Source organism: Enterobacter sp. V87_3, from assembly GCF_029967835.1.
In the GTDB taxonomy this organism is placed as follows: Bacteria; Pseudomonadota; Gammaproteobacteria; order Enterobacterales; family Enterobacteriaceae; genus Enterobacter; species Enterobacter cancerogenus.
Genome location: NZ_JASCAM010000024.1, coordinates 71900 through 94821, shown reverse-complemented (window position 1 = coordinate 94821; position 22922 = coordinate 71900). Strand labels below are relative to the sequence as shown.

Here is a 22922-nt window from a genome sequence, read left to right as displayed (position 1 = left end):
TTTTTGCGCGGTGGACCGGCGAGTATACCTGAAGAAAGGACTTTTGATGCTTTTAGCAACAGCACTGTTAATTATTGGTTTACTTTTGGTGGTCTACAGTGCTGACCGTTTGGTGTTTGCCGCATCAATCCTGTGCCGGTTGATGGGCGTCCCGCCTATCGTCATTGGGATGACGGTGGTTAGCGTCGGAACCTCTCTTCCGGAAATCATCGTTTCGGTCTCGGCATCGCTGCATGGCCAGGTTGATCTGGCGATTGGCACGGCGATTGGCTCAAACATCGTCAACATTTTACTCATTTTAGGCTTAGCCGCCCTGCTGCATCCATTTCGCGTACATTCTGATGTTCTGCGCCGCGAACTGCCGCTAATGTTAGTCGTAAGCCTGCTGGCTGGCTACGTGCTGCACGACGGTGTGTTGAGCATTGATGACGGCATTTTCCTGCTCGCGCTGGCCGCGATTTGGCTGCTGTATAGCGTTAAAATTGCCCGTAACGCCGAGAAACAAGGAAATGACACCCTCACGCGTGAGCACATCGCTGAACTGCCGCGTGAGGGGACGTTACCCGTCGCCCTGCTGTGGCTGGGCGTCGCGCTGATCATCATGCCAATGGCCACGCGTATGGTGGTGGATAACGCGACCGTGCTGGCAAATTACTTCGCGATGAGCGAACTGACAATTGGCCTGACGGTGATCGCCATCGGGACCAGCTTGCCGGAACTCGCCACCGCCATTGCGGGCGCGCGTAAAGGCGAAGATGATATCGCGATAGGCAATATCATCGGCTCGAACATTTTCAATATCGCGATTGTCACGGGTTTGCCGGCGCTGATTGCGCCGGGGCCGTTTAACCCGATGGTCTTCTCGCGCGATTACGGCGTGATGCTGCTGGTGAGCGTGATATTTGCCCTGCTCTGCTGGCGCAAGCAACGACAGATTGGTAAAGGCGCAGGCGCGCTGCTGACGGGTGGTTTTATCGTATGGATGGCGATGCTGTACTGGCTTTCGCCTCTTCTCTCTGGGTAAACGGAAACGCATTATGTCGCAAATAGAATTGCAGCCGGGTTTTGACTTTCAGAAAGCAGGTAAAGACGTTCTGGAGATTGAACGTGAAGGCCTGGCGCAGTTAGATCAGTACATTAATCAGGATTTTAGTCTGGCCTGTGAGAAGATGTTCTACTGTGCCGGTAAAGTCGTGGTGATGGGTATGGGCAAATCCGGCCACATTGGGCGCAAAATGGCGGCGACCTTTGCCAGCACCGGCACCTCGTCCTTTTTTGTCCATCCTGGTGAGGCCGCACACGGCGACCTGGGTATGGTCACGCCGCAGGACGTCGTGATCGCCCTGTCGAACTCGGGCGAGTCCAACGAGATTTTAGCGCTGATCCCGGTTCTGAAGCGGCTGCAGGTGCCCCTGATTTGCATGACCAGCCGTCCGGAGAGCAGCATGGCGCGCGCCGCCGATATCCACCTGTGCGTGAAAGTGCCGAAAGAAGCCTGCCCGCTGGGTCTGGCACCGACCTCCAGCACCACCGCGGCGTTAGTCATGGGCGACGCGCTTGCCGTTGCGCTACTGGAAGCACGCGGCTTTACGCCCGAAGATTTCGCCCTTTCTCATCCCGGAGGCGCGCTGGGGCGTAAGCTGCTGCTGCGGGTAAACGATATTATGCACACCGGCGATGAGATCCCTCACGTAAGCAAAGAGGCCTCACTGCGCGATGCGTTACTGGAAATCACGCGAAAAAATCTGGGGATGACGGTTATCTGCGATGACCTGATGAAAATCCAGGGGATCTTCACCGATGGAGACTTGCGCCGCGTGTTTGATATGGGTGTGGATGTCCGCACGCTGGGCATTGCCGACGTCATGACGTCAGGCGGCATCCGCGTGCGTCCCGGCACGCTGGCGGTTGAAGTGCTCAACCTGATGCAGTCCCGTCATATTACCTCAGTGATGGTTGCCGATGGCGACCAACTGCTGGGTGTGGTACATATGCATGATCTGCTGCGCGCGGGCGTAGTGTAATGAAGGATAAGACAATGAGTAATGCGGGTGCATCCCTTGCAACCTGTTATGGCCCGGTCAGTACCCACATGATGGCAAAGGCGAAAAATATTCGCCTGTTGATCCTCGATGTGGACGGTGTGCTCTCCGACGGCCTGATTTATATGGGCAATAACGGCGAAGAGCTGAAAGCATTTAACGTACGCGACGGCTACGGCATTCGCTGTGCCCTCACGTCGGGCATTGAAGTTGCTATCATCACAGGACGGAAAGCTAAACTGGTAGAAGATCGCTGCGAAACGCTGGGGATTACCCACCTCTATCAGGGGCAGTCTGACAAAATGATGGCCTTCAGGGATTTACTTGGGAAACTGGCTGTCGCGCCGGAAAACGTTGCCTACGTGGGCGACGATTTGATTGACTGGCCGGTCATGTCAGAGGTGGGGCTGAGTATCGCCGTTGCCGACGCCCATCCGCTGCTTATTCCGCGCGCTGACTATGTTACTCACATTAACGGTGGCCGCGGTGCCGTACGTGAAGTCTGCGATCTGCTTCTGCTGGCGCAGGACAAGCTTGATGAGGCCAAAGGGCAATCGATATGAGTAAAACCAGACGTTGGGTTATCATTCTGCTGACGCTTGTCGTACTGGTACTGATTGGCGTGAATCTCGCTGACCGTGACGATACGCAACCGGATACGGTCAACACAAGCGATCCAACCTACAAAAGCGATCACAGCGATACCGTGGTATATAGCCCGGAAGGTGCGCTGAACTATCGCCTGATTGCCCAGCACGTTGAATATTTCTCAGATGATGGGGTCTCGTGGTTTACCAAACCGGTGATGACCACCTTTGATACGGATAAAGTCCCGACGTGGTCAATCAAGTCTGACCGCGCAAAACTGACGAATGACCGTATGCTTTATCTGTATGGCCATGTTGAGGTCATCGCCCTGACCGCTGATGCTCAACTGCGCAGAATTACCACGGATAACGCCCAGATCAACCTGGTTACCCAGGACGTGACATCTCAGGATCTGGTCACATTGTACGGCACGACATTTAATTCCAGCGGTTTGAGAATGCGCGGGAACTTACGCAGCAAAAACGCCGAGCTGATTGAAAAGGTTAGAACCTCCTATGAAATTCAAAACAAACAAACTCAGCCTTAAAGTACTTATCGCCAGCGCACTGCTGGCCGCCAGTCTTCCCGCGCTCGCTGTGACTGGCGATACCGAACAGCCGATCCATATCGAGTCTGACGCCCAGTCGCTTGATATGCAGGGTAACGTCGTCACCTTTACGGGCAACGTCGTCATGACCCAGGGCACCATTAAAATTAACGCCGACAAAGTGGTGGTCACCCGCCCTGGCGGCGAGCAGGGTAAAGAGATCATTGATGGTTACGGTAACCCTGCCACCTTCTACCAGATGCAGGACAACGGCAAACCGGTAAAAGGCCGCGCCTCGCATATGCATTACGAGCTGGCGAAGGATCTGGTTATCCTGACCGGTAACGCCTATCTGGAACAGCTGGACAGCAACATTACCGGCGACAAGATCACCTACCTGGTGAAAGAGCAGAAAATGCAGGCCACCAGCGAGAAAGGGAAACGCGTCACCACCGTGCTTGTGCCTTCGCAGCTGCAGGATAAAGGCAAAGGCCAGGCCCCGGCACAGAAGAAGAGTAACTAATTCGTTATGGCAACATTAACTGCTAAAAACCTCGCGAAAGCGTATAAAGGCCGCCGCGTCGTCGAAGATGTCAGTCTGACCGTCAACTCCGGCGAAATTGTGGGCCTGCTTGGCCCTAACGGTGCAGGTAAAACCACCACCTTCTACATGGTGGTCGGTATTGTGCCGCGCGATGCAGGTAACATTATCATCGACGATGAAGACATCAGCCTGCTGCCGCTGCACGCGCGTGCGCGCCGTGGTATCGGCTACCTGCCGCAGGAAGCGTCAATCTTCCGTCGCTTAAGCGTCTTCGATAACCTGATGGCCGTGCTGCAGATCCGTGACGATCTGACCAGCGAGCAGCGCACCGACCGCGCGAACGAGCTGATGGAAGAGTTCCACATTGAACATCTTCGCGACAGCCTCGGTCAGGCGCTCTCTGGCGGTGAACGTCGCCGCGTTGAGATTGCACGTGCGCTGGCCGCTAACCCGAAATTCATCCTGCTTGATGAACCTTTCGCGGGCGTTGACCCCATTTCCGTTATTGATATCAAACGCATTATTGAGCACCTGCGCGATAGCGGGCTTGGCGTACTCATCACTGACCATAACGTCCGTGAAACGCTGGCCGTCTGCGAACGCGCCTACATTGTTAGCCAGGGCCATCTGATTGCCCACGGTACGCCGCAGCAAATCCTCCAGGATGAGCATGTTAAGCGCGTGTACCTTGGGGAAGACTTCAGACTCTGATAGGGTAGAGGCAACGTAGCGCCGAACCGGAGAAAAATGCTCTGAATATGAAGCAAGGTTTGCAATTAAGGCTGAGCCAGCAACTGGCGATGACGCCGCAGCTCCAGCAGGCGATCCGTCTGCTGCAGCTGTCCACGTTAGAACTTCAGCAGGAGCTCCAGCAGGCGCTGGACAGCAATCCGTTGCTGGAGCAAACCGATCTTCATGACGAGGTAGACACCCAGCAAACGCAAGACGCAGAAATGCTCGACACCGTTGAGGCGCTCGAACAAAAAGAGATGCCGGACGAGCTTCCGCTGGATGCCAGCTGGGATGAACTCTACACCGCCGGTACCCCTTCCGGAACGCGTGCAGACTACCAGGACGACGAGCTGCCGGTCTACCAGGGCGAAACCACCCAGTCTCTGCAGGATTACCTGATGTGGCAGGTGGAGCTTACGCCGTTCTCCGATACCGATCGCGCCATTGCGACCTCCATTGTCGATGCCGTGGATGACACAGGCTATCTGACCGTCACGCTGGACGACATTCTGGAAAGCATCGGCGACGAAGACGTTGAGCTGGAAGAAATTGAAGCCGTGTTAAAGCGCATCCAGCGCTTCGACCCGGTCGGTGTGGCGGCGAAAGATCTGCGCGACTGCCTGCTTATCCAGCTTTCGCAGTTCGCCAAAGAGACGCCGTGGATCGACGAAGCCCGCTTAATCATCAGCGATCATCTGGATCTGCTCGCCAACCATGACTTCCGTTCGCTGATGCGCGTCACGCGTCTGAAAGAAGAGGTGCTGAAAGAGGCGGTGAATGTCATTCAGTCCCTCGATCCGCGCCCCGGCCAGTCGATCCAGACCAGCGAACCGGAATACGTGATCCCTGATGTGCTGGTGCGAAAGCATAACGGTCGCTGGGTGGTTGAACTGAATTCAGACAGCATCCCTCGTTTGCAAATTAACCAGCAGTACGCCTCCATGTGCACCAGCGTTCGCAACGACTCCGACAATCAATATATTCGTAGCAACCTTCAGGAAGCGCGATGGTTAATCAAAAGTCTGGAGAGCCGAAATGATACGCTACTGCGCGTAAGCCGCTGTATTGTCGAGCAGCAGCAGGCGTTCTTCGAACAGGGCGAAGAATTTATGAAGCCGATGGTGCTGGCGGATATCGCCCAGGCCGTCGAGATGCATGAATCAACCATTTCCCGTGTGACCACGCAGAAGTATCTGCACAGCCCACGCGGTATTTTTGAGCTTAAGTATTTCTTCTCCAGCCATGTGAATACCGAAGGCGGCGGCGAAGCCTCGTCAACGGCAATCCGTGCACTGGTGAAGAAGTTGATCGCCGCGGAAAACCCCGCGAAGCCACTGAGCGACAGTAAGTTGACCACCCTTCTCTCCGATCAGGGTATTATGGTGGCTCGTCGTACCGTTGCGAAGTACCGAGAGTCTTTATCCATTCCGCCGTCTAACCAGCGTAAACAACTGGTCTGACTCAACCGATAAGGAAGACACTATGCAGCTCAACATCACTGGACAAAACGTCGAAATTACTGAGGCCCTGCGCGATTTCCTGAACACGAAGTTCGCGAAATTAGAGCAGTATTTCGAAAGGATCAACCAGGTCTATATTGTGTTGAAAGTGGAGAAAGTGACTCATATCTCGGATGCCACCCTGCACGTAAACGGGGGTGAACTGCATGCGAGTGCGGAAGGGCAAGACATGTACGCGGCTATCGACGGCTTGATTGATAAGCTTGCACGACAGCTCAATAAACATAAAGATAAACTGAAACAACACTAATTGTCCGGGCAGTTAACGGGTGCAGGAAGGCCTGTTGTGAAACACAACAGGCCATTTGTACAGTTAGCGCTTAGGTGAAATTATGATGAACAACGATTCCGCTCTTCAATTGAGCAATGTCCTGAACCAGGAATGTACCCGCAGTGGCGTTCACTGCCAGAGCAAGAAACGTGCGCTGGAGATTATCAGTGAGCTGGCCGCAAAGCAGTTGGGCCTGCCGCCGCAGCTGGTATTTGAAGCGATTCTGACCCGTGAAAAAATGGGCAGTACCGGTATCGGCAACGGCATCGCGATCCCGCACGGCAAGCTGGAAGAAGACACCCTGCGTGCCGTCGGCGTGTTTGTGCAGCTCGAAACGCCCATCGCGTTCGATGCCATTGATAATCAGCCGGTCGATCTCCTCTTCGCCCTGCTGGTGCCAGCCGATCAGACGAAAACCCATCTGCATACGCTGTCACTGGTTGCTAAGCGGCTGGCCGATAAAACCATTTGCCGTCGACTGCGCTCAGCCCAAAGTGATGAGGAGCTGTATCAAATTATCACTGAAGCAGAAGGCAATCAGGATGATGCATAACCGGGAGATGGCCTTCACATCTGTTGCCCTGAGGAGAAACGGAACATGGTGTTGATGATCGTCAGCGGTCGTTCAGGGTCGGGGAAATCCGTCGCCCTGCGCGCGCTGGAAGATATGGGCTTTTACTGCGTAGATAACCTGCCGGTGGTGCTCTTGCCCGAGCTGGCCCAAACGCTCGCGGACAGGCAGATCTCGGCGGCAGTGAGTATCGACGTCCGCAACATGCCAGAGTCACCGGAAGTGTTTGAGCAGGCGATGAGCAACCTGCCGGAGGCTTTCTCGCCTCAGCTGCTGTTCCTTGACGCCGACCGTAACACGCTGATCCGTCGCTACAGCGACACGCGTCGTTTGCACCCGCTCTCCAGTAAAAATCTCTCCCTGGAAAGCGCCATCGATCAGGAGAGCGACCTGCTGGAGCCGCTGCGCTCCCGCGCCGACCTGATTGTCGACACCTCCGAAATGTCCGTCCACGAGCTGGCAGAGATGCTGCGTACCCGTCTACTGGGCAAACGCGAGCGTGAACTGACAATGGTATTCGAATCCTTCGGCTTTAAGCACGGTATTCCGATCGACGCGGATTATGTCTTCGACGTGCGCTTCCTGCCGAACCCCCACTGGGATCCCAAACTGCGTCCAATGACCGGTCTGGATAAGCCCGTCGCGGCGTTCCTCGACAGACACACAGAAGTTCACAATTTTATCTACCAGACGCGAAGCTACCTTGAGCTATGGTTACCTATGCTGGAGACCAACAACCGTAGCTACCTGACGGTGGCGATTGGCTGTACCGGCGGTAAACATCGCTCGGTTTATATTGCCGAGCAGCTGGCCGATTACTTCCGCTCACGCGGCAAGAACGTTCAGTCCCGTCATCGCACGCTGGAAAAACGTAAAACATGACCGTAAAACAGACCGTTGAGATCACCAATAAGCTGGGTATGCACGCCCGTCCGGCGATGAAGCTGTTTGAACTGATGCAGGGCTTTGACGCAGAGGTGTTGCTGCGCAACGATGAGGGGACCGAGGCAGAAGCCAACAGCGTGATTGCGTTGCTGATGCTGGATTCTGCCAAAGGTCGTCAGATTGAGGTGGAGGCCACCGGCCCGCAGGAAGAAGAAGCGCTGGCCGCGGTGATTGCACTGTTTAACGCTGGGTTTGACGAAGACTAACCCTCAGCGCAAAGGCGGGTGGAGCGTTGCTGCCCCGCCCTACATAAGCTTGTTACGCTCCATAAACCCTTCCCCACCCAGCTGGCGCATCTGCCGCATGATCCACGCCTGACGGCTACGCACATACCCTGTCGGCGCGTTTGCTTTAAAGCGGATCGGATTCGGCAGGACGGCAGCCAGCAGCGCCGCTTCAGACATACTTAACCGGCTTGCGGGCTTATTGAAATAACGTTGTGAAGCGGCCTCCACGCCAAACACGCCGTCACCGAATTCTGCGATATTGAGATAGACGGTCAAAATACGCTTTTTACTCCAGACAGTTTCAATGCCCAGCGTCAGCCCAGCCTCCAGCCCTTTTCTCACCCAGCTACGGCCATCCCACAAAAAGAGATTTTTCGCGGTTTGCTGCGATATCGTCGATGCGCCGCGCACCCGGTTCTCATGGCGTTCGTTATGAGCAAGCGCCTTTTCGATCGCCGCCACGTCAAAACCCCAGTGCTCCGGGAATTTCTGATCTTCTGCCGCCATCACCGCCAGCCCCATCCACGGCGAAATCGCCTCCGTGCTCACCCAATCAGAGTGTGCAACGTAGCCAAAATCCCCGGTGAGCCAGGCACTCAGCTGCCGTTCGACCATGACGGCGGAGAAAGGTACCGGTACGATGCTGAACAGGGCAATCCCGCCGCCCCAGAAAACCGCCAGCACCACCACGATGCGCACCAGGATGCGTTTCACCCATGCGCCTGCTCCCCATTTACGCTTCATTCGCTCAGAACCAGCACCCGATCCACCAGCTTATCAATGCCCGTGGCGGCCTCAGCGATACTCTGCGCCAGCATGTACGCGGGCGTGGTGATAATCTTGTTCTCTTCATCGACCACGATGTCGTCCACCGGGCAAGGAACATGTTCGCCCCCCATCTCTTCGATAAGGTCGGCCGTATCGATATCGGTCCCGATGGTCAGACGCAGCGGGAAATCAAAGATTTTCGGCAGCATCGCGGGCGCAATACAGATAAAGCCCAGCGGTTTACCCGCCGCATGCATTGCCCTGGCGAGGGAGCGTAAATCGGGATCGACATGGCACTCCGCCCCCTGGGCAGCGAAGGTGCTGAGATTTTTGGCCGCACCAAAGCCTCCCGGCACGATTAACGCATCGAGCTGTGACGCGTCTGCCTGCCCCAGCGGATGAATATCCCCACGGGCGATGCGCGCCGCTTCAATCAGCACGTTACGGCTTTCCGCCATCGGTTCGCCGGTGAGATGATTGATCACATCCGCCTGGCTTTTATCCGGCGCAAAGCAGACCACCTCAGCGCCCTGGCGGGAGAGCGCCAGAAGGGTTAATACCGCTTCATGGATCTCCGAACCGTCGTAAACACCGCAGCCACTCAGCACAACACCTATTTTTTTCATCTTGAGGATCCTTCTTTGCAACGTACTGAAGCACATTAATAATTTTGATTAAAACGCTATGCTTCACACATTTCACTGATTCATGTAACAAATCATTTAAGATTTGCTATCTTATCTGCGTGCGGCCTAAATATTCAGGCGGCGTCCATGCGAAAACAACACAAAAAATCCGGCGCAGCCACGATTTCCCTGGTGTTGGCGCAGTATTCGCGCACCCCGGTTAAGCCGGGGTCATTTTTTTCTGGCGTCCACCCAGGCTTTCAGCACCGCCACATCGTTTTGCCACTCCTGTTTCATCTCTTCAACCCATTCAGCCACATTATCTTCCCAGGCAGGAAGATCCGGCGACTGGATCTGCTGGCCAAGCTGCTGCAGATGGCGCAGGCCGACCGAACCGGCGGCACCTTTGATTTTATGCCCTTCCTCGACAATGCCTTTTTGATCCCGCGCGGTCAGGTTGGACTCGAGCACGCTCAGATAGCCCGGCATCATTTTCTCAAATATGGCCAGGCCATCGGTAATCAGCTTAGGTCCGACCAAATCGATATACTGCTCCAGCATGGCAGTATCCAGTATCGTTTGGGCTTTCGCGCTATCAACAGACGTCATGGTGCTCTCCTCTTCATCTCGGGTATCCCAGAACTTCTTGATCATGGCGGTCAGGGCAGGCACCGCCAGCGGCTTGCTGAGCACATCATCCATACCGGCATCGAGGTACTCTTTTTTATCCTTCAGCACGTTCGCCGTCAGCGCAACCAGCGGCGGCAGATCTTCCGCCGCATAGGTGCGGGTCAGCTCGCGGGAGATGTCCAGGCCGGTCATGTCCGGCAGCTGGATATCCAGCAGAACGAGGTCATATTCCCCCGGTGTGAACATCTCCAGCGCGGCTTTACCGGTCATGGCGACGTCCACGCTGTTACCGAGTTTTTCCAGCACCGAGCGGGCGACAATCACGTTCAGCTCAATGTCTTCCACCAGCAAAACGTGCAGCGCCGGCAGCGGCATATCGTCACTTTCAAACGTGTCTTCGACCTCTTCGGCCACCGCTGGCGCATGGACCGTCAGGGTGAAGGTCGAGCCTTTACCCGGCTGGCTGGAGACGGTGATATCTCCTCCCATGCTCTTCGCCAGACGTTTTGAGACGGCCAGACCAATGCCGGTACCCGTCGCGGGCTTGCCGCCCTGGCTGTCTTTGACCTGATAATACATGGCAAAGATTTTATCCTGCTCCTCCTGCGGGATGCCGATCCCCGAGTCTTCTACCTCAAAGCGCAGCATGTCCCCTTCTTCATTGCGAATACGCACCGCGACGCGGCCCCCGTGCGGGGTAAATTTCACCGCGTTGCTGATGAGGTTCCACAGGATCTGCCGCAGGCGCGTGCCGTCCGTCACCACTTTGTGCGGCAACGGCAGGGTTGGCTCCATCACGAAGCTCAGCCCTTTTTGCTGCGCCTGAAGGCCGGAGAGGTTTTCCAGGTCTGCCAGGAAGCCGGTGAAGTCTACCGGCTGGTTATCGAGCTGTACCTTGCGGCGCTCCATCTTATCCATGTCGATAATATCGTTGAAGATATTGCCCAGCGTAACCGCAGAAACGTGGATCGTTTTAAGGTATTTTTCCTGCTCAGCGGTCAGGTCGGTGTCGAGCAAAATACGGCTCAGCCCCACAATACCGTTGAGCGGCGTACGCAGCTCGTGGCTGATGGTGGAGATAAAGGTGGTCTTATCGCGGCTGGCGCGTTCCAGCGCGTCCTGATAGCGCTTACGCTCGGTGATATCGCGACCAAACCCCATCAGACCGTGACGTTTACCCACGCGGTCGTAGTACGGCACCTTGCGGATCTCAAAGCAGGCCTTACGCCCGTCCGGGTAGTCCAGCCATTGTTCGTAGGTCAGTGAGACGTTGTGGCGGAACACCTTTTCGTCGGTCTCCATCACCTTGGCGGCCGCCTCCTCGGAGTAAACGTCCTGCGGCTTCAGGTTCACCAGCTGTTTTTCACTTTTCCCGGTCAGCAGCTCCATCGCGCGGTTACAGCCGGAGAACTCTTTATCTTCGTTTCGGTAGAACACCAGATCTGGCGAGGCATCAAGGAAAGAACGCAGGAAAGAGGATTGCTGCTCGAGCTGGATCTGCGTGACTTCGCGCTCCTTCATCTCAATTTTGAGCTGCTCAAGCGTGGTCTGACGCTCGGCTTCAGCCTTCTCGCGGTCAGTAATTTCCTGATTCAACTGGGCGATATTGTCTTTGAGCTGGACGTTGAGCTTAAGATCGCGCTCGCGCATCTCCTCCAGCTTATCAACCAGCTTTGACAGGCGCTGGCGAGACTCCTCCAGTTGTTCCACCACCACAGAGAGGAAATAGACCGCCCACGGCGTAATTAACAGGCCAAAGAAAATGGAGCGGATGACGTCGATGCTCTCGACCTGGCCATGCAGAACCATGGTCACGGCCATTTGCACCACAATTGCCAGGACGACCAGTGCCAAAGCCAGCAGCATGGAGAAACGCACCAGCCCGAGCTTCATCATCAGATCGACGTAATACTGGGCCAGCATTCGAATTTGCTTCATAGAGGATCCCTTCACGACGTTATCGCTCAATAATACTCAAATTCGCGGCGAGGCGTGGAAGGTTGTGAGAAAAAGTGCGGGGTGAAACAGGAGATTAGCCTCGCCCCCGGGGATCCGGGAGCGAGAAAGACGCGTTATCAGGAGCGTCTCAGCAACATCCAGAGACTGATCAGCAAGAAGCTGGCGCTTGGCAGCAGCGCACCGATGATGGGCGGGATGCCGTATACCAGCGTCAGCGGACCAAAGATCTGGTCAAGCACGTAGAACACGAAACCAAAGCTGATCCCGGTGACCACGCGCACGCCCATCGGCACGCTACGCAGCGGGCCAAAGATAAATGACAAGGCCATCAGCATCATTACCGCCACCGACAGCGGCTGGAAGATTTTGCTCCACATATTGAGCTGATAGCGCCCGGCATCCTGGCCGCTCGACTTCAGGTACTTGACGTAATTATGCAGGCCGCTGATGGAGAGCGCATCAGGATCAAGCGCCACCACGCCCAGCTTGTCCGGCGTCAGGTCGGTTTTCCAGGTGCCAGTGACCGTCTGCGTACCGGTGATTTGCTTCGGATCGGTCAGGTTTGATTCATCCACCTGCGAAAGACGCCACTGTTTGTGCTCGTGGTCGAACTTCGCCGACGAGGCGTGACGAACCGACTGCAGGCGGCGCTCGTTGTTGAACGCGTAAATACTCACCCCGCCCAGCTCGTCGTCACCTTTCACACGTTCGATATAGACGAAGTTGTTGCCGTCTTTCGCCCACAGCCCCTGCTGCGTTGAAAGCAGCGAGCCGCCGTACATGGCCTGCGCACGATAGTTACGCGCCATCTGTTCGCCCTGCGGCGCGACCCACTCGCCAATCGCCATGGTCAGCAGCACCAGCGGAATCGCGGTTTTCATCACCGACAGCGCAACCTGCATACGGGTGAAGCCTGACGCCTGCATCACGACCAACTCGCTGCGCTGTGCCAGCATCCCCAGACCCAGCAGCGCCCCCAACAGAGCCGCCATCGGGAAGAAGATCTGCACGTCTTTTGGCACGCTGAGCAGGGTATACATCCCCGCGCCCAACGCGTCATAGTTGCCCTGTCCGGCTTTTTTCAGCTGATCGACAAATTTGATAATGCCCGAGAGCGACACCAGCATGAAAAGCGTCATCATGATGGTGGTAAAAATCGTTTTACCGATATAGCGATCAAGAACGCCAAATGCCTGCATTAGATGGCTCCTTTACGCGTAAAACGGGCGCGGATCCTGCGCACAGGCACCGTATCCCATACATTAAGCCCCACTGCCAACAACAGATACAGCCCATTGACCACCCAGGTCCAGATGGCTGGATCAATCTTACCTTTGCCACCGTTAGACTTAATCGAGGTTTGTAACAGGAAGAACACCAGGTAAAGCAGCATGGCGGGCAGCATGGAGAGCACACGCCCCTGACGTGGGTTCACCACGCTCAGTGGCACCACCATCAGCGCCATCATAAACACCGTGAAGACCAGAGTGATACGCCAGTGCAGCTCAGCGCGCGCGCGGTCGCTGTCGGTCGCGATCAGAGTACGCATGTTCATCTGTTCGGTATCAGTGGGGTCGAGCGCAACGGTCTGATGACCGACAATCGCCTGATAGTTCTGGAAATCGGTAATGCGGAAGTCGCGCAGCATCGCCGTGCCTTCAAAACGTGTGCCTTTATTGAGCGTCACGACCTGAGAGCCATCTTTACGCTGCGACAGTTGACCTGAGTCCGCCACCACCACGGAGGGGCGAGCGTTACCTTTTGGGCGCAGCTGAGCAAGGAAGACATCGTTAAACCGGTTGCCATTCACGCTTTCGATAAACAGCACAGAGTTGCCGTCGCTGGCCTGCTGGAACTGCCCTTGCGCTAACGCGGCGAGTCCCGGGTTGGCTTTCGCTTCGGCCAGCACCTCATCCTGATGCCGGGAGGAGGCGGGCCCCGCCCACATCACATTCACGGCAGCAATAATACCGGTGAACAGTGCCAGCACCATGGCCGCCTTCACCAGCACAGCTTTACTCAAGCCGCAGGCGTGCATCACCGTAATTTCACTTTCGGTATAGAGCTTACCGAGCGTCATCAGCAGGCCGAGGAAAAGGCTTAACGGCAGGATCAGCTGCGCCATTTCCGGCACGCCTAACCCCAGCAGGGAAAGCACCAGATTCGTTGGGATTTCGCCGTCAACCGCCGCGCCGAGGATCTTGACCAGCTTCTGACAGAAAAAGATCAGAAGAAGGATAAAGAGGATCGCCAGTTGGCTCTTCAGCGTCTCCCGCACCAGATATCTTATGATTATCACTTTAAATACGCCCGTAAAAACTCGTCTTTTGCAGGAATTTAGCTTGTTTCATGGCTTAAACGTCATTTATTCTCTTGAGTCGTCGAAATCATCGCTAAGATTAAAAAACCCGGCGGAATCGCGATACAGCTCATTACATGACGTGTCGAAACCGTAGTAACGTAAGATTAACACGAAGTCACCACAACCGCGGACATGAGTTACGAAAGGTTTCAATTCTATCCGTAGCAGCCGTCGTTGTCTTTAAGATTCAGGAGCGTAGTGCATGGAGTTCAGTGTAAAAAGCGGTAGCCCGGAGAAACAGCGGAGTGCCTGCATCGTTGTGGGCGTCTTTGAACCACGCCGACTCTCCCCCATCGCCGAACAACTCGATAAGATCAGTGACGGCTATATCAGCGCCCTGCTGCGCCGTGGCGAACTGGAAGGCAAACCTGGGCAGACGCTGTTGCTGCACCATGTTCCGAACGTACTGTCTGAACGTATTCTGCTGATTGGCTGCGGTAAAGAACGCGAGCTGGATGAGCGTCAGTATAAGCAGGTCATTCAAAAAACGATAAATACGCTGAATGATACCGGCTCGATGGAAGCCGTTTGCTTCCTGACCGAACTGCACGTTAAAGGCCGCAACACCTACTGGAAAGTACGCCAGGCCGTCGAGACCGCAAAAGAGAGCCTCTACAGCTTTGATCAGCTGAAGACCAACAAAAGCGAGCCGCGTCGCCCGCTGCGTAAAATGGTCTTTAACGTCCCTACCCGCCGCGAGCTGACCAGCGGCGAGCGCGCTATCCAGCACGGTCTGGCGATTGCCGCCGGGATCAAAGCCGCAAAAGATCTGGGCAATATGCCGCCAAACATCTGCAACGCTGCATACCTTGCCTCTCAGGCTCGCCAGCTGGCTGATGCTTACAGTAAAAACGTTATTACCCGCGTCATCGGCGAGCAGCAGATGAAAGAGCTGGGCATGCATTCGTATCTGGCGGTCGGTAACGGCTCCCAGAATGAGTCCCTGATGTCGGTCATCGAATATAAAGGCAACCCGTCCGAGGACGCGCGTCCTGTGGTGCTGGTGGGTAAAGGCCTGACCTTTGACTCCGGCGGTATCTCCATCAAGCCTGCCGAAGGCATGGACGAGATGAAGTACGATATGTGCGGCGCGGCAGCGGTATACGGCGTCATGCGGATGGTCGCCGAGCTCCAGCTCCCGATTAACGTTATCGGCGTACTGGCGGGCTGTGAAAACATGCCTGGTGGCCGCGCCTATCGTCCGGGTGACGTGCTGACCACCATGTCCGGCCAGACCGTTGAAGTGCTAAACACCGACGCCGAAGGCCGTCTGGTGCTGTGCGACGTGCTGACCTACGTGGAACGCTTCGAACCTGAGGCGGTTATAGACGTGGCAACCCTGACCGGTGCCTGCGTCATCGCGCTGGGCCACCACATCACCGGCCTGATGTCGAACCATAACCCGCTGGCGCACGAGCTGATCGGAGCGTCCGAGCAGGCTGGCGACCGCGCATGGCGACTGCCGCTGGCCGACGAGTTCCAGGATCAGCTGGAATCCAACTTTGCCGATATGGCAAACATCGGCGGCCGTCCTGGCGGAGCGATTACCGCAGGCTGCTTCCTCTCGCGCTTCACCCGCAAGTACAACTGGGCGCACCTGGACATCGCAGGCACCGCGTGGCGCTCCGGTAAGGCCAAAGGCGCAACCGGTCGTCCGGTCGCGCTGCTGTCGCAGTTCCTGCTGAACCGCGCGGGTTTTAACGGCGACGAGTGATGTTAAACGCCGGGTGGCGGCTTCGCCTTACCCGGCCTACAACGTCGCTCAACCGTAGGCCGGGTAAGCGTAGCGCCACCCGGCTTTGCATTTAAATCCACGACAAGAAGCCCCATATATGAAGAATGCAACGTTCTACCTTCTGGACAATGCCACCCAACAGGACGGCCTCAGCGCCGTAGAACAACTGGTGTGTGACATTGCCGCAGAACGTTGGCGCGAAGGCAAACGCGTGTTGATTGCCTGTGAAGATGAGCAGCAGGCGATTCGCCTTGATGAAGCGCTGTGGGCACGCCCGCCGGAAAGTTTTGTCCCGCACAACTTATCGGGTGAAGGGCCACGCGGCGGTGCGCCGGTTGAAATTGCCTGGCCGCAAAAGCGCAACAGCAGCGCGCGCGATATTCTTATCAGCCTGCGGATAGACTTTGCAGATTTTGCCACCGCTTTCACAGAAGTGGTAGACTTTGTCCCTCACGAAGAATCTTTGAAACAACTGGCTCGCGAACGCTATAAAGCGTACCGCCTGGCCGGTTTTAACCTGAATACGGCAACCTGGAAATAATGGAAAAGACATATAACCCACGCGATATCGAACAGCCGCTTTACGAGCACTGGGAACAGCAGGGCTATTTCAAGCCTAACGGCGATGAAAGCAAAGAGTCCTTCTGCATCATGATCCCGCCGCCGAACGTCACCGGCAGTTTGCATATGGGTCATGCTTTCCAGCAAACCATCATGGACACCATGATCCGCTACCAGCGCATGCAGGGTAAAAACACCCTGTGGCAGGCGGGGACTGACCACGCGGGTATCGCGACCCAGATGGTGGTTGAACGTAAAATTGCCGCTGAAGAAGGTAAAACCCGCCACGACTACGGTCGCGACGCGTTCATCGACAAAATCTGGCAGTGGAAGGCAGAATCCGGCGGCACCATTACCCGCCAGATGCGTCGTCTCGGCAACTCCGTGGACTGGGAGCGCGAGCGCTTCACCATGGACGAAGGCCTCTCCAACGCCGTGAAAGAAGTGTTTGTCCGTCTGTATAAAGAGGACCTGATTTACCGTGGCAAACGCCTGGTGAACTGGGACCCGAAACTGCGCACCGCCATCTCTGACCTGGAAGTGGAAAACCGCGAGTCAAAAGGCTCGATGTGGCACATCCGCTATCCACTGGCCGACGGCGCAAAAACCGCAGACGGTAAAGATTACCTGGTGGTCGCTACCACCCGTCCGGAAACCCTGCTGGGCGATACCGGCGTGGCCGTTAACCCGGAAGATCCACGTTACAAAGATCTGATCGGTAAATTCGTGGTCCTGCCGCTGGTTAACCGCCGTATTCCGATTGTGGGCGACGAACACGCCGACATGGAAAAAGGCACCGGCTGCGTGAAAATCACCCCGGCGCACGACTTCAACGACTACGAAGTGGGCCGTCGTCACGCCCTGCCGATGATCAACATCCTGACCTTCGACGGTGACATCCGCGAAAGCGCGCAGGTCTTTGACACGAAAGGCGAAGAGTCTGACGTTTACGCAAGCGATATCCCGGCCGAGTTCCAGAAGCTGGAGCGTTTTGCCGCGCGTAAAGCCATCGTCGCTGCCGTTGACGCGCTGGGCCTGCTGGAAGAGATCAAGCCTCACGATCTGACCGTGCCGTACGGCGACCGTGGCGGCGTGGTAATCGAACCTATGCTGACCGACCAGTGGTACGTGCGTGCCGACGTGCTGGCGAAACCGGCCGTTGAGGCGGTTGAGAATGGCGACATTCAGTTCGTGCCGAAGCAGTACGAAAACATGTACTTCTCCTGGATGCGTGACATTCAGGACTGGTGTATCTCCCGTCAACTGTGGTGGGGCCACCGTATTCCGGCGTGGTATGACAACGACGGCAACGTCTACGTTGGCCGCACCGAAGACGAAGTGCGTCAGGAAAACAACCTGGGCGCTGACGTTGCCCTGCGTCAGGACGAAGACGTGCTGGATACCTGGTTCTCCTCCGCGCTCTGGACCTTCTCTACCCTCGGCTGGCCGGAAAATACCGACGCGCTGCGTCAGTTCCACCCAACCAGCGTGATGGTATCCGGCTTCGACATCATCTTCTTCTGGATCGCCCGCATGATCATGATGACCATGCACTTCATCAAAGATGAAAACGGCAAGCCGCAGGTTCCGTTCCATACCGTCTACATGACCGGCCTCATCCGTGATGACGAAGGCCAGAAGATGTCCAAATCCAAGGGTAACGTTATCGACCCGCTGGATATGGTCGACGGTATTTCGCTGGAAGAGCTGCTGGAAAAACGTACCGGCAACATGATGCAGCCGCAGCTGGCCGAGAAGATCCGCAAGCGCACCGAGAAACAGTTCCCGAACGGGATTGAGTCTCACGGTACCGATGCCCTGCGTTTCACCCTGGCGGCGCTGGCCTCTACCGGCCGCGACATCAACTGGGACATGAAGCGTCTGGAAGGTTACCGTAACTTCTGTAACAAGCTGTGGAACGCCAGCCGTTTCGTGCTGATGAATACCGAAGATCAGGATTGCGGCTTTAACGGCGGCGAGATGACGCTGTCGCTGGCTGACCGCTGGATCCTGGCGGAATTCAACCAGACGGTGAAAGCCTTCCGTGAGGCGCTGGACAGCTACCGCTTCGACATCGCGGCAGGCATCCTGTACGAATTCACCTGGAACCAGTTCTGTGACTGGTATCTGGAGCTGGCGAAGCCGGTGATGAACGGCGGATCCGAAGCCGAGCTGCGCGGCACGCGCAACACGCTGATCACCGTACTGGAAGGACTGCTGCGCCTGGCGCATCCGGTCATCCCGTTCATTACCGAAACCATCTGGCAGCGCGTGAAGCTGATTGCAGGCATTGATGCCGACACCATCATGCTGCAGCCGTTCCCGGAATTCGATGCTGAGCGCGTTGATGAAGCCGCCGCTGCCGATACTGAATGGCTGAAGCAGGCGATTGTTGCCGTACGTAACGTTCGTGCAGAAATGAACATCGCCCCGAGCAAACCGCTGGAACTGCTGCTGCGCGGCTGCAGCGAGGCTGCCGTTCGTCGCGTGAACGAAAACAGCACCTTCCTGAAAACCATGGCGCGTCTGGAAAGCATCACCGTGCTGCCTGCCGATGACAAAGGTCCGGTTTCCGTGACCAAAATCATCGACGGTGCCGAGCTGCTGATCCCGATGGCGGGTCTTATCGACAAAGACGCCGAGCTGGCGCGTCTGGCGAAGGAAGTGGCAAAAGTCGACGTGGAAATCGGCAAAATCGAAAGCAAACTGGCGAACGAAGGCTTTGTCGCCCGCGCGCCGGAAGCGGTCATCGCTAAAGAGCGTGAGCGTCTGGTCGCTTTCGCAGATGCGAAGTCCAAACTGATTGAGCAGCAGGCGGTTATTGCAGCCCTGTAATGCTTTACCCCTTACGCTTCAGGGCGTAAGGGGTTTCCTCCCTGAAAACTCCTCGCTTGCACTCCCCTTGCTCCAGTGCTATTAACAGCACCTGTGTGTCAATTTTGTCATGAGTAATGCTATGAGCGTGATTGCCCCCGTCGCGACGACGATGCGTCGTATCACTGAACAGGACAACCCGGCTATCGCCGCCGTTATCCGCACCGTTTCCGCCGAATATGGCCTTACGGCCGATAAAGGCTACACCGTAGCCGACCCCAATCTTGACGAACTGTTCCAGCTTTACAGCCAGCCGGGCCACGCCTACTGGATCATTGAGCAGGCAGGCAAAGTCGTGGGCGGTGGCGGCGTGGCGCCTTTGACCTGCAGCGAGCCGGATATCTGTGAGCTGCAGAAGATGTACTTTCTGCCCACCATTCGCGGCCAGGGGCTGGCGAAAAAGCTGGCGCTGGTTGCACTTGAACACGCCCGCGCAGAAGGCTTCACCCGCTGTTATCTTGAAACCACCGCGTTCCTCAAAGAGGCCATTGGCCTGTATGAACATCTGGGCTTCGAGCATATCGATGCGCCGCTGGGCTGCACCGGCCACGTTGATTGCGAAGTCAGAATGCTGAAAAGTCTGTAATTCCCGTTCCTGCCGCCTTCTGTTAAGCGACTGTAAACTGAATGCTCTACACTCTCAGTTCACACCATAACGGGGGAAACACGATGTCGAAGATAAAAAGCTACGCCGCACCGCAGGCGGGTGCAGAACTTGAACTGTACGAGTACGATGCGGGCGAACTGAAAGCTGAAGACGTCGAGGTACAGGTGGATTATTGCGGGATCTGCCACTCGGATCTCTCCATGATCGACAACGAATGGGGCTTCTCGCAGTATCCGCTGGTCGCCGGTCACGAAGTGATTGGCCGCGTGGTCGCGCTCGGTACCGCCGCGCAGGATAAAGGGCTGAAGGTTGGCCAGCGTGTTGGCATCGGCTGGACCGCACGCAGCTGCGGTCACTGTGATGCCTGTATCAGCGGCAACCAGATCAACTGCCTTGAAGGCGCTGTGCCAACCATCGTGAACAGAGGCGGTTTCGCCGATAAACTGCGCGCCGACTGGCAATGGGTGATCCCGCTGCCGGACAGCATTGATATCGAATCCGCAGGCCCGCTGCTGTGCGGCGGTATTACGGTATTTAAACCGCTGCTGATGCACCACATCACCGCCACCAGCCGCGTGGGCGTGATTGGTATCGGCGGTCTGGGCCATATCGCCATCAAGCTGCTGCACGCCATGGGCTGCGAAGTGACGGCGTTCAGCTCTAACCCGTCAAAAGAGCAAGAAGTGCTGGCGATGGGCGCGGATAAAGTCGTAAACAGCCGCGATCCGCAGGCGCTGAACGCGCTGGCGGGCCAGTTTGATCTGATCATTAACACCGTCAACGTCGATCTCGACTGGCAGCCGTACTTTGAAGCGCTGGCCTACGGCGGCAACTTCCACACCGTTGGCGCGGTGATGAAGCCGCTACCTGTCCCGGCGTTTACGCTGATTGGCGGCGATCGCAGCGTTTCAGGCTCCGCCACCGGTACGCCTTTTGAACTGCGCAAGCTGATGAAGTTTGCCGGACGCACTAAAGTGGCACCAACCACCGAGCTGTATCCGATGTCGAAAATCAACGAAGCCATTCAGCACGTGCGCGACGGCAAAGCCCGCTACCGCGTGGTGTTGAAAGCGGATTTTTAATGTAAACAGGCCGGGTGGCGGCATCGCCCTACCCGGCCTACACCCGGTTTTGTAGGCCCGGTAAGCGTCGCGCCACCGGGCTTTTTCGCTACTGCGCCAGGGCTTTAAACACCTCCGCCACCGCTACCGCTCCCGGGTCCATCACGCCATCCAGATTCTCTTGATTAACATACGACGAGCGCCCCGCGCCGGCTTTCGCCATTTTGGCCGTTGCCTCCGCGCCCTGCTGTGCGGCCTGCGCCGCGGCCTGAAGATCGCCTTTCAGCAGCGCCTCCAGCGCTGGTTGCAGCGCGTCGATCAGGGTGCGATCGCCCAGATCCGCACCACCATACTGCTTCATCTGCCCCAGGCCGCTCAGCAGCGCTTCCGGTAATGCCTGGCCTTCATCCAGCTTCTGCCCGGCAGCGGTAAAGAATATCGACATCAATACGCCGCTCGATCCGCCCATCACCGTGGCAAGGCGCTCGCCCACCAGCGAGAGCAGGGTCGGCAGGTCGTTCAGCGGAAGTGTGTTCTCTTCCAGACGTTGCGCAATATCCCGGGCGCCCTGCGCAAAGGTGGAGCCGGTATCACCGTCGCCCACTTTTGCATCCAGCGCATTGAGGTGGTTCTCCAGTTGTATCAGCGTGCTCGTGACCGAGGAGACAGCCTTCCCGACCTGCGGGTTCGCTGACGGGGTATATTCCACGCGATCGTGAAGGGCGCTGTGCGCAACGGTACGCACTGGCGCAAACGCCACCGGTTTCTGCCAGCCGAGCGTTTCAACATCGGCATCCAGCGCTTTTTCGAACAGATCGTTGAGCTTGAGCAGCGTCAGCGAAAATCCCTTCATATCCAGCGCACTCACCAGCGGCGCGGGCCCAATCAGACAGTCGATGCTTTCTTTAAGGGCTGAATGCGCCAGCTCTTTGGTTAATTGCGCCATCTCCAGCGCCGAGACGCCGCCAAGGTTGTTAATGAGCACCGCAAAGCGCCCCTCGCCCGCCTTCGCGATAAGCGGCGTCACCAGCGTCTCGATAATCGCTTTGCTGTTTTGCGTGTCGACAACGGTCGCCCCCGGCTCACCGTGAATACCCAGCCCCAGCTCCACATGGCCTTGCTTAATGCGCCCCTCTTCATCATCATCGCTGCCCGGCAGGTTGCAGGTTTGCATCGCCACACCCAGGCTCCAGAGGTTATCGCAAGCCTGCTGCGCAATCTTCCGGACTTCACTCAGCGGTTTACCCTGCTCCGCCGCATAGCCCGCAATTTTATGCACCAGCACCGTGCCCGCAATGCCGCGCGGCTGTTTGTTATCCGGCAGGGCGATATCGTCCGCCACAATGACCATCTCAACGTTCAGCCCGTAGCGTTTCGCTTTCTCCGCCGCCAGGCCAAAGTTCAGCCTGTCACCGGTATAGTTTTTTACGATCAGCAAACAGCCCTGCTCACCCGTCACCGCCACAATGGCATTCAGCACGGCATCCACGCTCGGCGAAGCAAACACGTCGCCGCACACTGCCGCCGTTAACATCCCCTTGCCGACAAACCCGGCGTGTGCCGGTTCATGGCCTGAGCCTCCACCGGAGATCACCGCCACGCGGCTTTTGTCCCAGTCGCCGCGAGCCACTATGCGAATAGCCGGATCGATATCCAGTTTGACGAGGTTAGCGTGCGGAGCCGAAAGCAGTATGCCTTCAATAGCGTCGTTGACCAGCTGTTTGCGGTCATTAAAAAAGAATCTGGACATAG

The 22922-nt window shown here is 56.6% G+C and carries 22 protein-coding genes; 16 read left to right on the top strand and 6 right to left on the bottom strand.

The genetic code is table 11. The features are described 5' to 3' along the window. Positions 1-46: 46 nt before the first annotated feature. The 11 genes from QLG21_RS13065 to npr all read left to right on the top strand — a co-directional run bounded on the left by QLG21_RS13065 (position 47) and on the right by npr (position 7966). On the top strand, positions 47-1024 hold the full coding sequence (locus QLG21_RS13065; RefSeq protein ID WP_153689316.1) for a calcium/sodium antiporter: 978 nt from the start codon (positions 47-49) through the stop codon (positions 1022-1024). A 13-nt stretch (positions 1025-1037) separates the two neighbouring features. After that, positions 1038-2024: an arabinose-5-phosphate isomerase KdsD gene (kdsD, locus tag QLG21_RS13060; RefSeq protein WP_006178784.1), complete on the top strand. Its 987-nt coding sequence runs from the start codon at positions 1038-1040 to the stop codon at positions 2022-2024. Between the two features lie 14 nt (positions 2025-2038). Continuing rightward, positions 2039-2605 (top strand): 3-deoxy-manno-octulosonate-8-phosphatase KdsC, encoded by a 567-nt coding sequence (gene kdsC, locus QLG21_RS13055; RefSeq protein WP_282484563.1) that lies wholly within the window; start codon positions 2039-2041, stop codon positions 2603-2605. Next, positions 2602-3177 carry an LPS export ABC transporter periplasmic protein LptC gene (gene lptC / locus QLG21_RS13050; RefSeq protein WP_006178786.1) on the top strand — a complete coding sequence of 192 codons (576 nt, stop codon included), beginning with the start codon at positions 2602-2604 and terminating at the stop codon, positions 3175-3177. The genes kdsC and lptC overlap by 4 nt, the downstream gene beginning before the upstream one ends. Continuing rightward, a complete protein-coding gene (gene lptA, locus QLG21_RS13045) occupies positions 3146-3700 on the top strand; it encodes a lipopolysaccharide ABC transporter substrate-binding protein LptA (RefSeq protein WP_006178787.1) in 555 nt (184 codons plus the stop codon). The genes lptC and lptA overlap by 32 nt, the downstream gene beginning before the upstream one ends. A gap of 6 nt (positions 3701-3706) precedes the next feature. Then, the gene (gene lptB, locus QLG21_RS13040) at positions 3707-4432 is read left to right on the top strand and encodes an LPS export ABC transporter ATP-binding protein (RefSeq protein ID WP_006178788.1); all 726 of its coding nucleotides are present in this window, start codon (positions 3707-3709) and stop codon (positions 4430-4432) included. A gap of 47 nt (positions 4433-4479) precedes the next feature. Then, positions 4480-5913, top strand: a complete 1434-nt coding sequence (gene rpoN, locus QLG21_RS13035; RefSeq protein ID WP_137903515.1) for an RNA polymerase factor sigma-54 — start codon at positions 4480-4482, stop codon at positions 5911-5913. A 22-nt stretch (positions 5914-5935) separates the two neighbouring features. Then, the gene (gene hpf / locus QLG21_RS13030; RefSeq protein ID WP_006178790.1) at positions 5936-6223 is read left to right on the top strand and encodes a ribosome hibernation promoting factor; all 288 of its coding nucleotides are present in this window, start codon (positions 5936-5938) and stop codon (positions 6221-6223) included. A gap of 82 nt (positions 6224-6305) precedes the next feature. Then, on the top strand, positions 6306-6797 hold the full coding sequence (gene ptsN / locus QLG21_RS13025; protein WP_006178791.1) for a PTS IIA-like nitrogen regulatory protein PtsN: 492 nt from the start codon (positions 6306-6308) through the stop codon (positions 6795-6797). Positions 6798-6842: 45 nt separating this feature from the next. Beyond that, a complete protein-coding gene (gene rapZ / locus QLG21_RS13020; RefSeq protein WP_006178792.1) occupies positions 6843-7697 on the top strand; it encodes an RNase adapter RapZ in 855 nt (284 codons plus the stop codon). Continuing rightward, the gene (npr, locus tag QLG21_RS13015) at positions 7694-7966 is read left to right on the top strand and encodes a PTS phosphocarrier protein NPr (RefSeq protein ID WP_003861872.1); all 273 of its coding nucleotides are present in this window, start codon (positions 7694-7696) and stop codon (positions 7964-7966) included. The genes rapZ and npr overlap by 4 nt, the downstream gene beginning before the upstream one ends. 39 nt (positions 7967-8005) lie before the next feature. Here the strand turns inward: npr and mtgA are convergent, their stop codons facing one another. The 5 genes from mtgA to lptF form a co-directional block, all read right to left on the bottom strand. Beyond that, complete coding sequence (gene mtgA / locus QLG21_RS13010) at positions 8006-8731, bottom strand: monofunctional biosynthetic peptidoglycan transglycosylase (RefSeq protein ID WP_282484562.1); 726 nt, start codon at positions 8729-8731, stop codon at positions 8006-8008. Beyond that, positions 8728-9381 carry an isoprenoid biosynthesis glyoxalase ElbB gene (gene elbB, locus QLG21_RS13005; protein WP_137903518.1) on the bottom strand — a complete coding sequence of 218 codons (654 nt, stop codon included), beginning with the start codon at positions 9379-9381 and terminating at the stop codon, positions 8728-8730. The genes mtgA and elbB overlap by 4 nt, the downstream gene beginning before the upstream one ends. Positions 9382-9612: 231 nt before the next feature. Beyond that, complete coding sequence (gene arcB, locus QLG21_RS13000; protein WP_006178795.1) at positions 9613-11949, bottom strand: aerobic respiration two-component sensor histidine kinase ArcB; 2337 nt, start codon at positions 11947-11949, stop codon at positions 9613-9615. Between the two features lie 137 nt (positions 11950-12086). Further along, positions 12087-13169 carry an LPS export ABC transporter permease LptG gene (gene lptG / locus QLG21_RS12995; protein ID WP_137903519.1) on the bottom strand — a complete coding sequence of 361 codons (1083 nt, stop codon included), beginning with the start codon at positions 13167-13169 and terminating at the stop codon, positions 12087-12089. Then, positions 13169-14269, bottom strand: coding sequence for an LPS export ABC transporter permease LptF (lptF, locus tag QLG21_RS12990; protein ID WP_282484561.1), 1101 nt, complete (start codon positions 14267-14269; stop codon positions 13169-13171). The genes lptG and lptF overlap by 1 nt, the downstream gene beginning before the upstream one ends. Before the next feature lie 265 nt (positions 14270-14534). Here lptF and pepA point away from each other — a divergent pair, with 265 nt between their 5' ends. The 5 genes from pepA to QLG21_RS12965 all read left to right on the top strand — a co-directional run bounded on the left by pepA (position 14535) and on the right by QLG21_RS12965 (position 21191). Continuing rightward, positions 14535-16046: a leucyl aminopeptidase gene (gene pepA / locus QLG21_RS12985; RefSeq protein WP_042322124.1), complete on the top strand. Its 1512-nt coding sequence runs from the start codon at positions 14535-14537 to the stop codon at positions 16044-16046. Between the two features lie 118 nt (positions 16047-16164). Then, positions 16165-16608, top strand: a complete 444-nt coding sequence (gene holC / locus QLG21_RS12980; RefSeq protein WP_282484560.1) for a DNA polymerase III subunit chi — start codon at positions 16165-16167, stop codon at positions 16606-16608. After that, the gene (locus QLG21_RS12975) at positions 16608-19463 is read left to right on the top strand and encodes a valine--tRNA ligase (protein WP_282484559.1); all 2856 of its coding nucleotides are present in this window, start codon (positions 16608-16610) and stop codon (positions 19461-19463) included. Before holC ends, QLG21_RS12975 begins: the two co-directional genes overlap by 1 nt. 121 nt (positions 19464-19584) lie before the next feature. Then, positions 19585-20088, top strand: coding sequence for a GNAT family N-acetyltransferase (locus QLG21_RS12970; protein WP_042322128.1), 504 nt, complete (start codon positions 19585-19587; stop codon positions 20086-20088). An 83-nt stretch (positions 20089-20171) separates the two neighbouring features. Continuing rightward, positions 20172-21191 carry an NAD(P)-dependent alcohol dehydrogenase gene (locus QLG21_RS12965; RefSeq protein WP_006178803.1) on the top strand — a complete coding sequence of 340 codons (1020 nt, stop codon included), beginning with the start codon at positions 20172-20174 and terminating at the stop codon, positions 21189-21191. An 88-nt stretch (positions 21192-21279) separates the two neighbouring features. Here the strand turns inward: QLG21_RS12965 and QLG21_RS12960 are convergent, their stop codons facing one another. Then, positions 21280-22920 carry a glycerone kinase gene (locus tag QLG21_RS12960; RefSeq protein ID WP_282484558.1) on the bottom strand — a complete coding sequence of 547 codons (1641 nt, stop codon included), beginning with the start codon at positions 22918-22920 and terminating at the stop codon, positions 21280-21282. Positions 22921-22922: the final 2 nt, after the last annotated feature.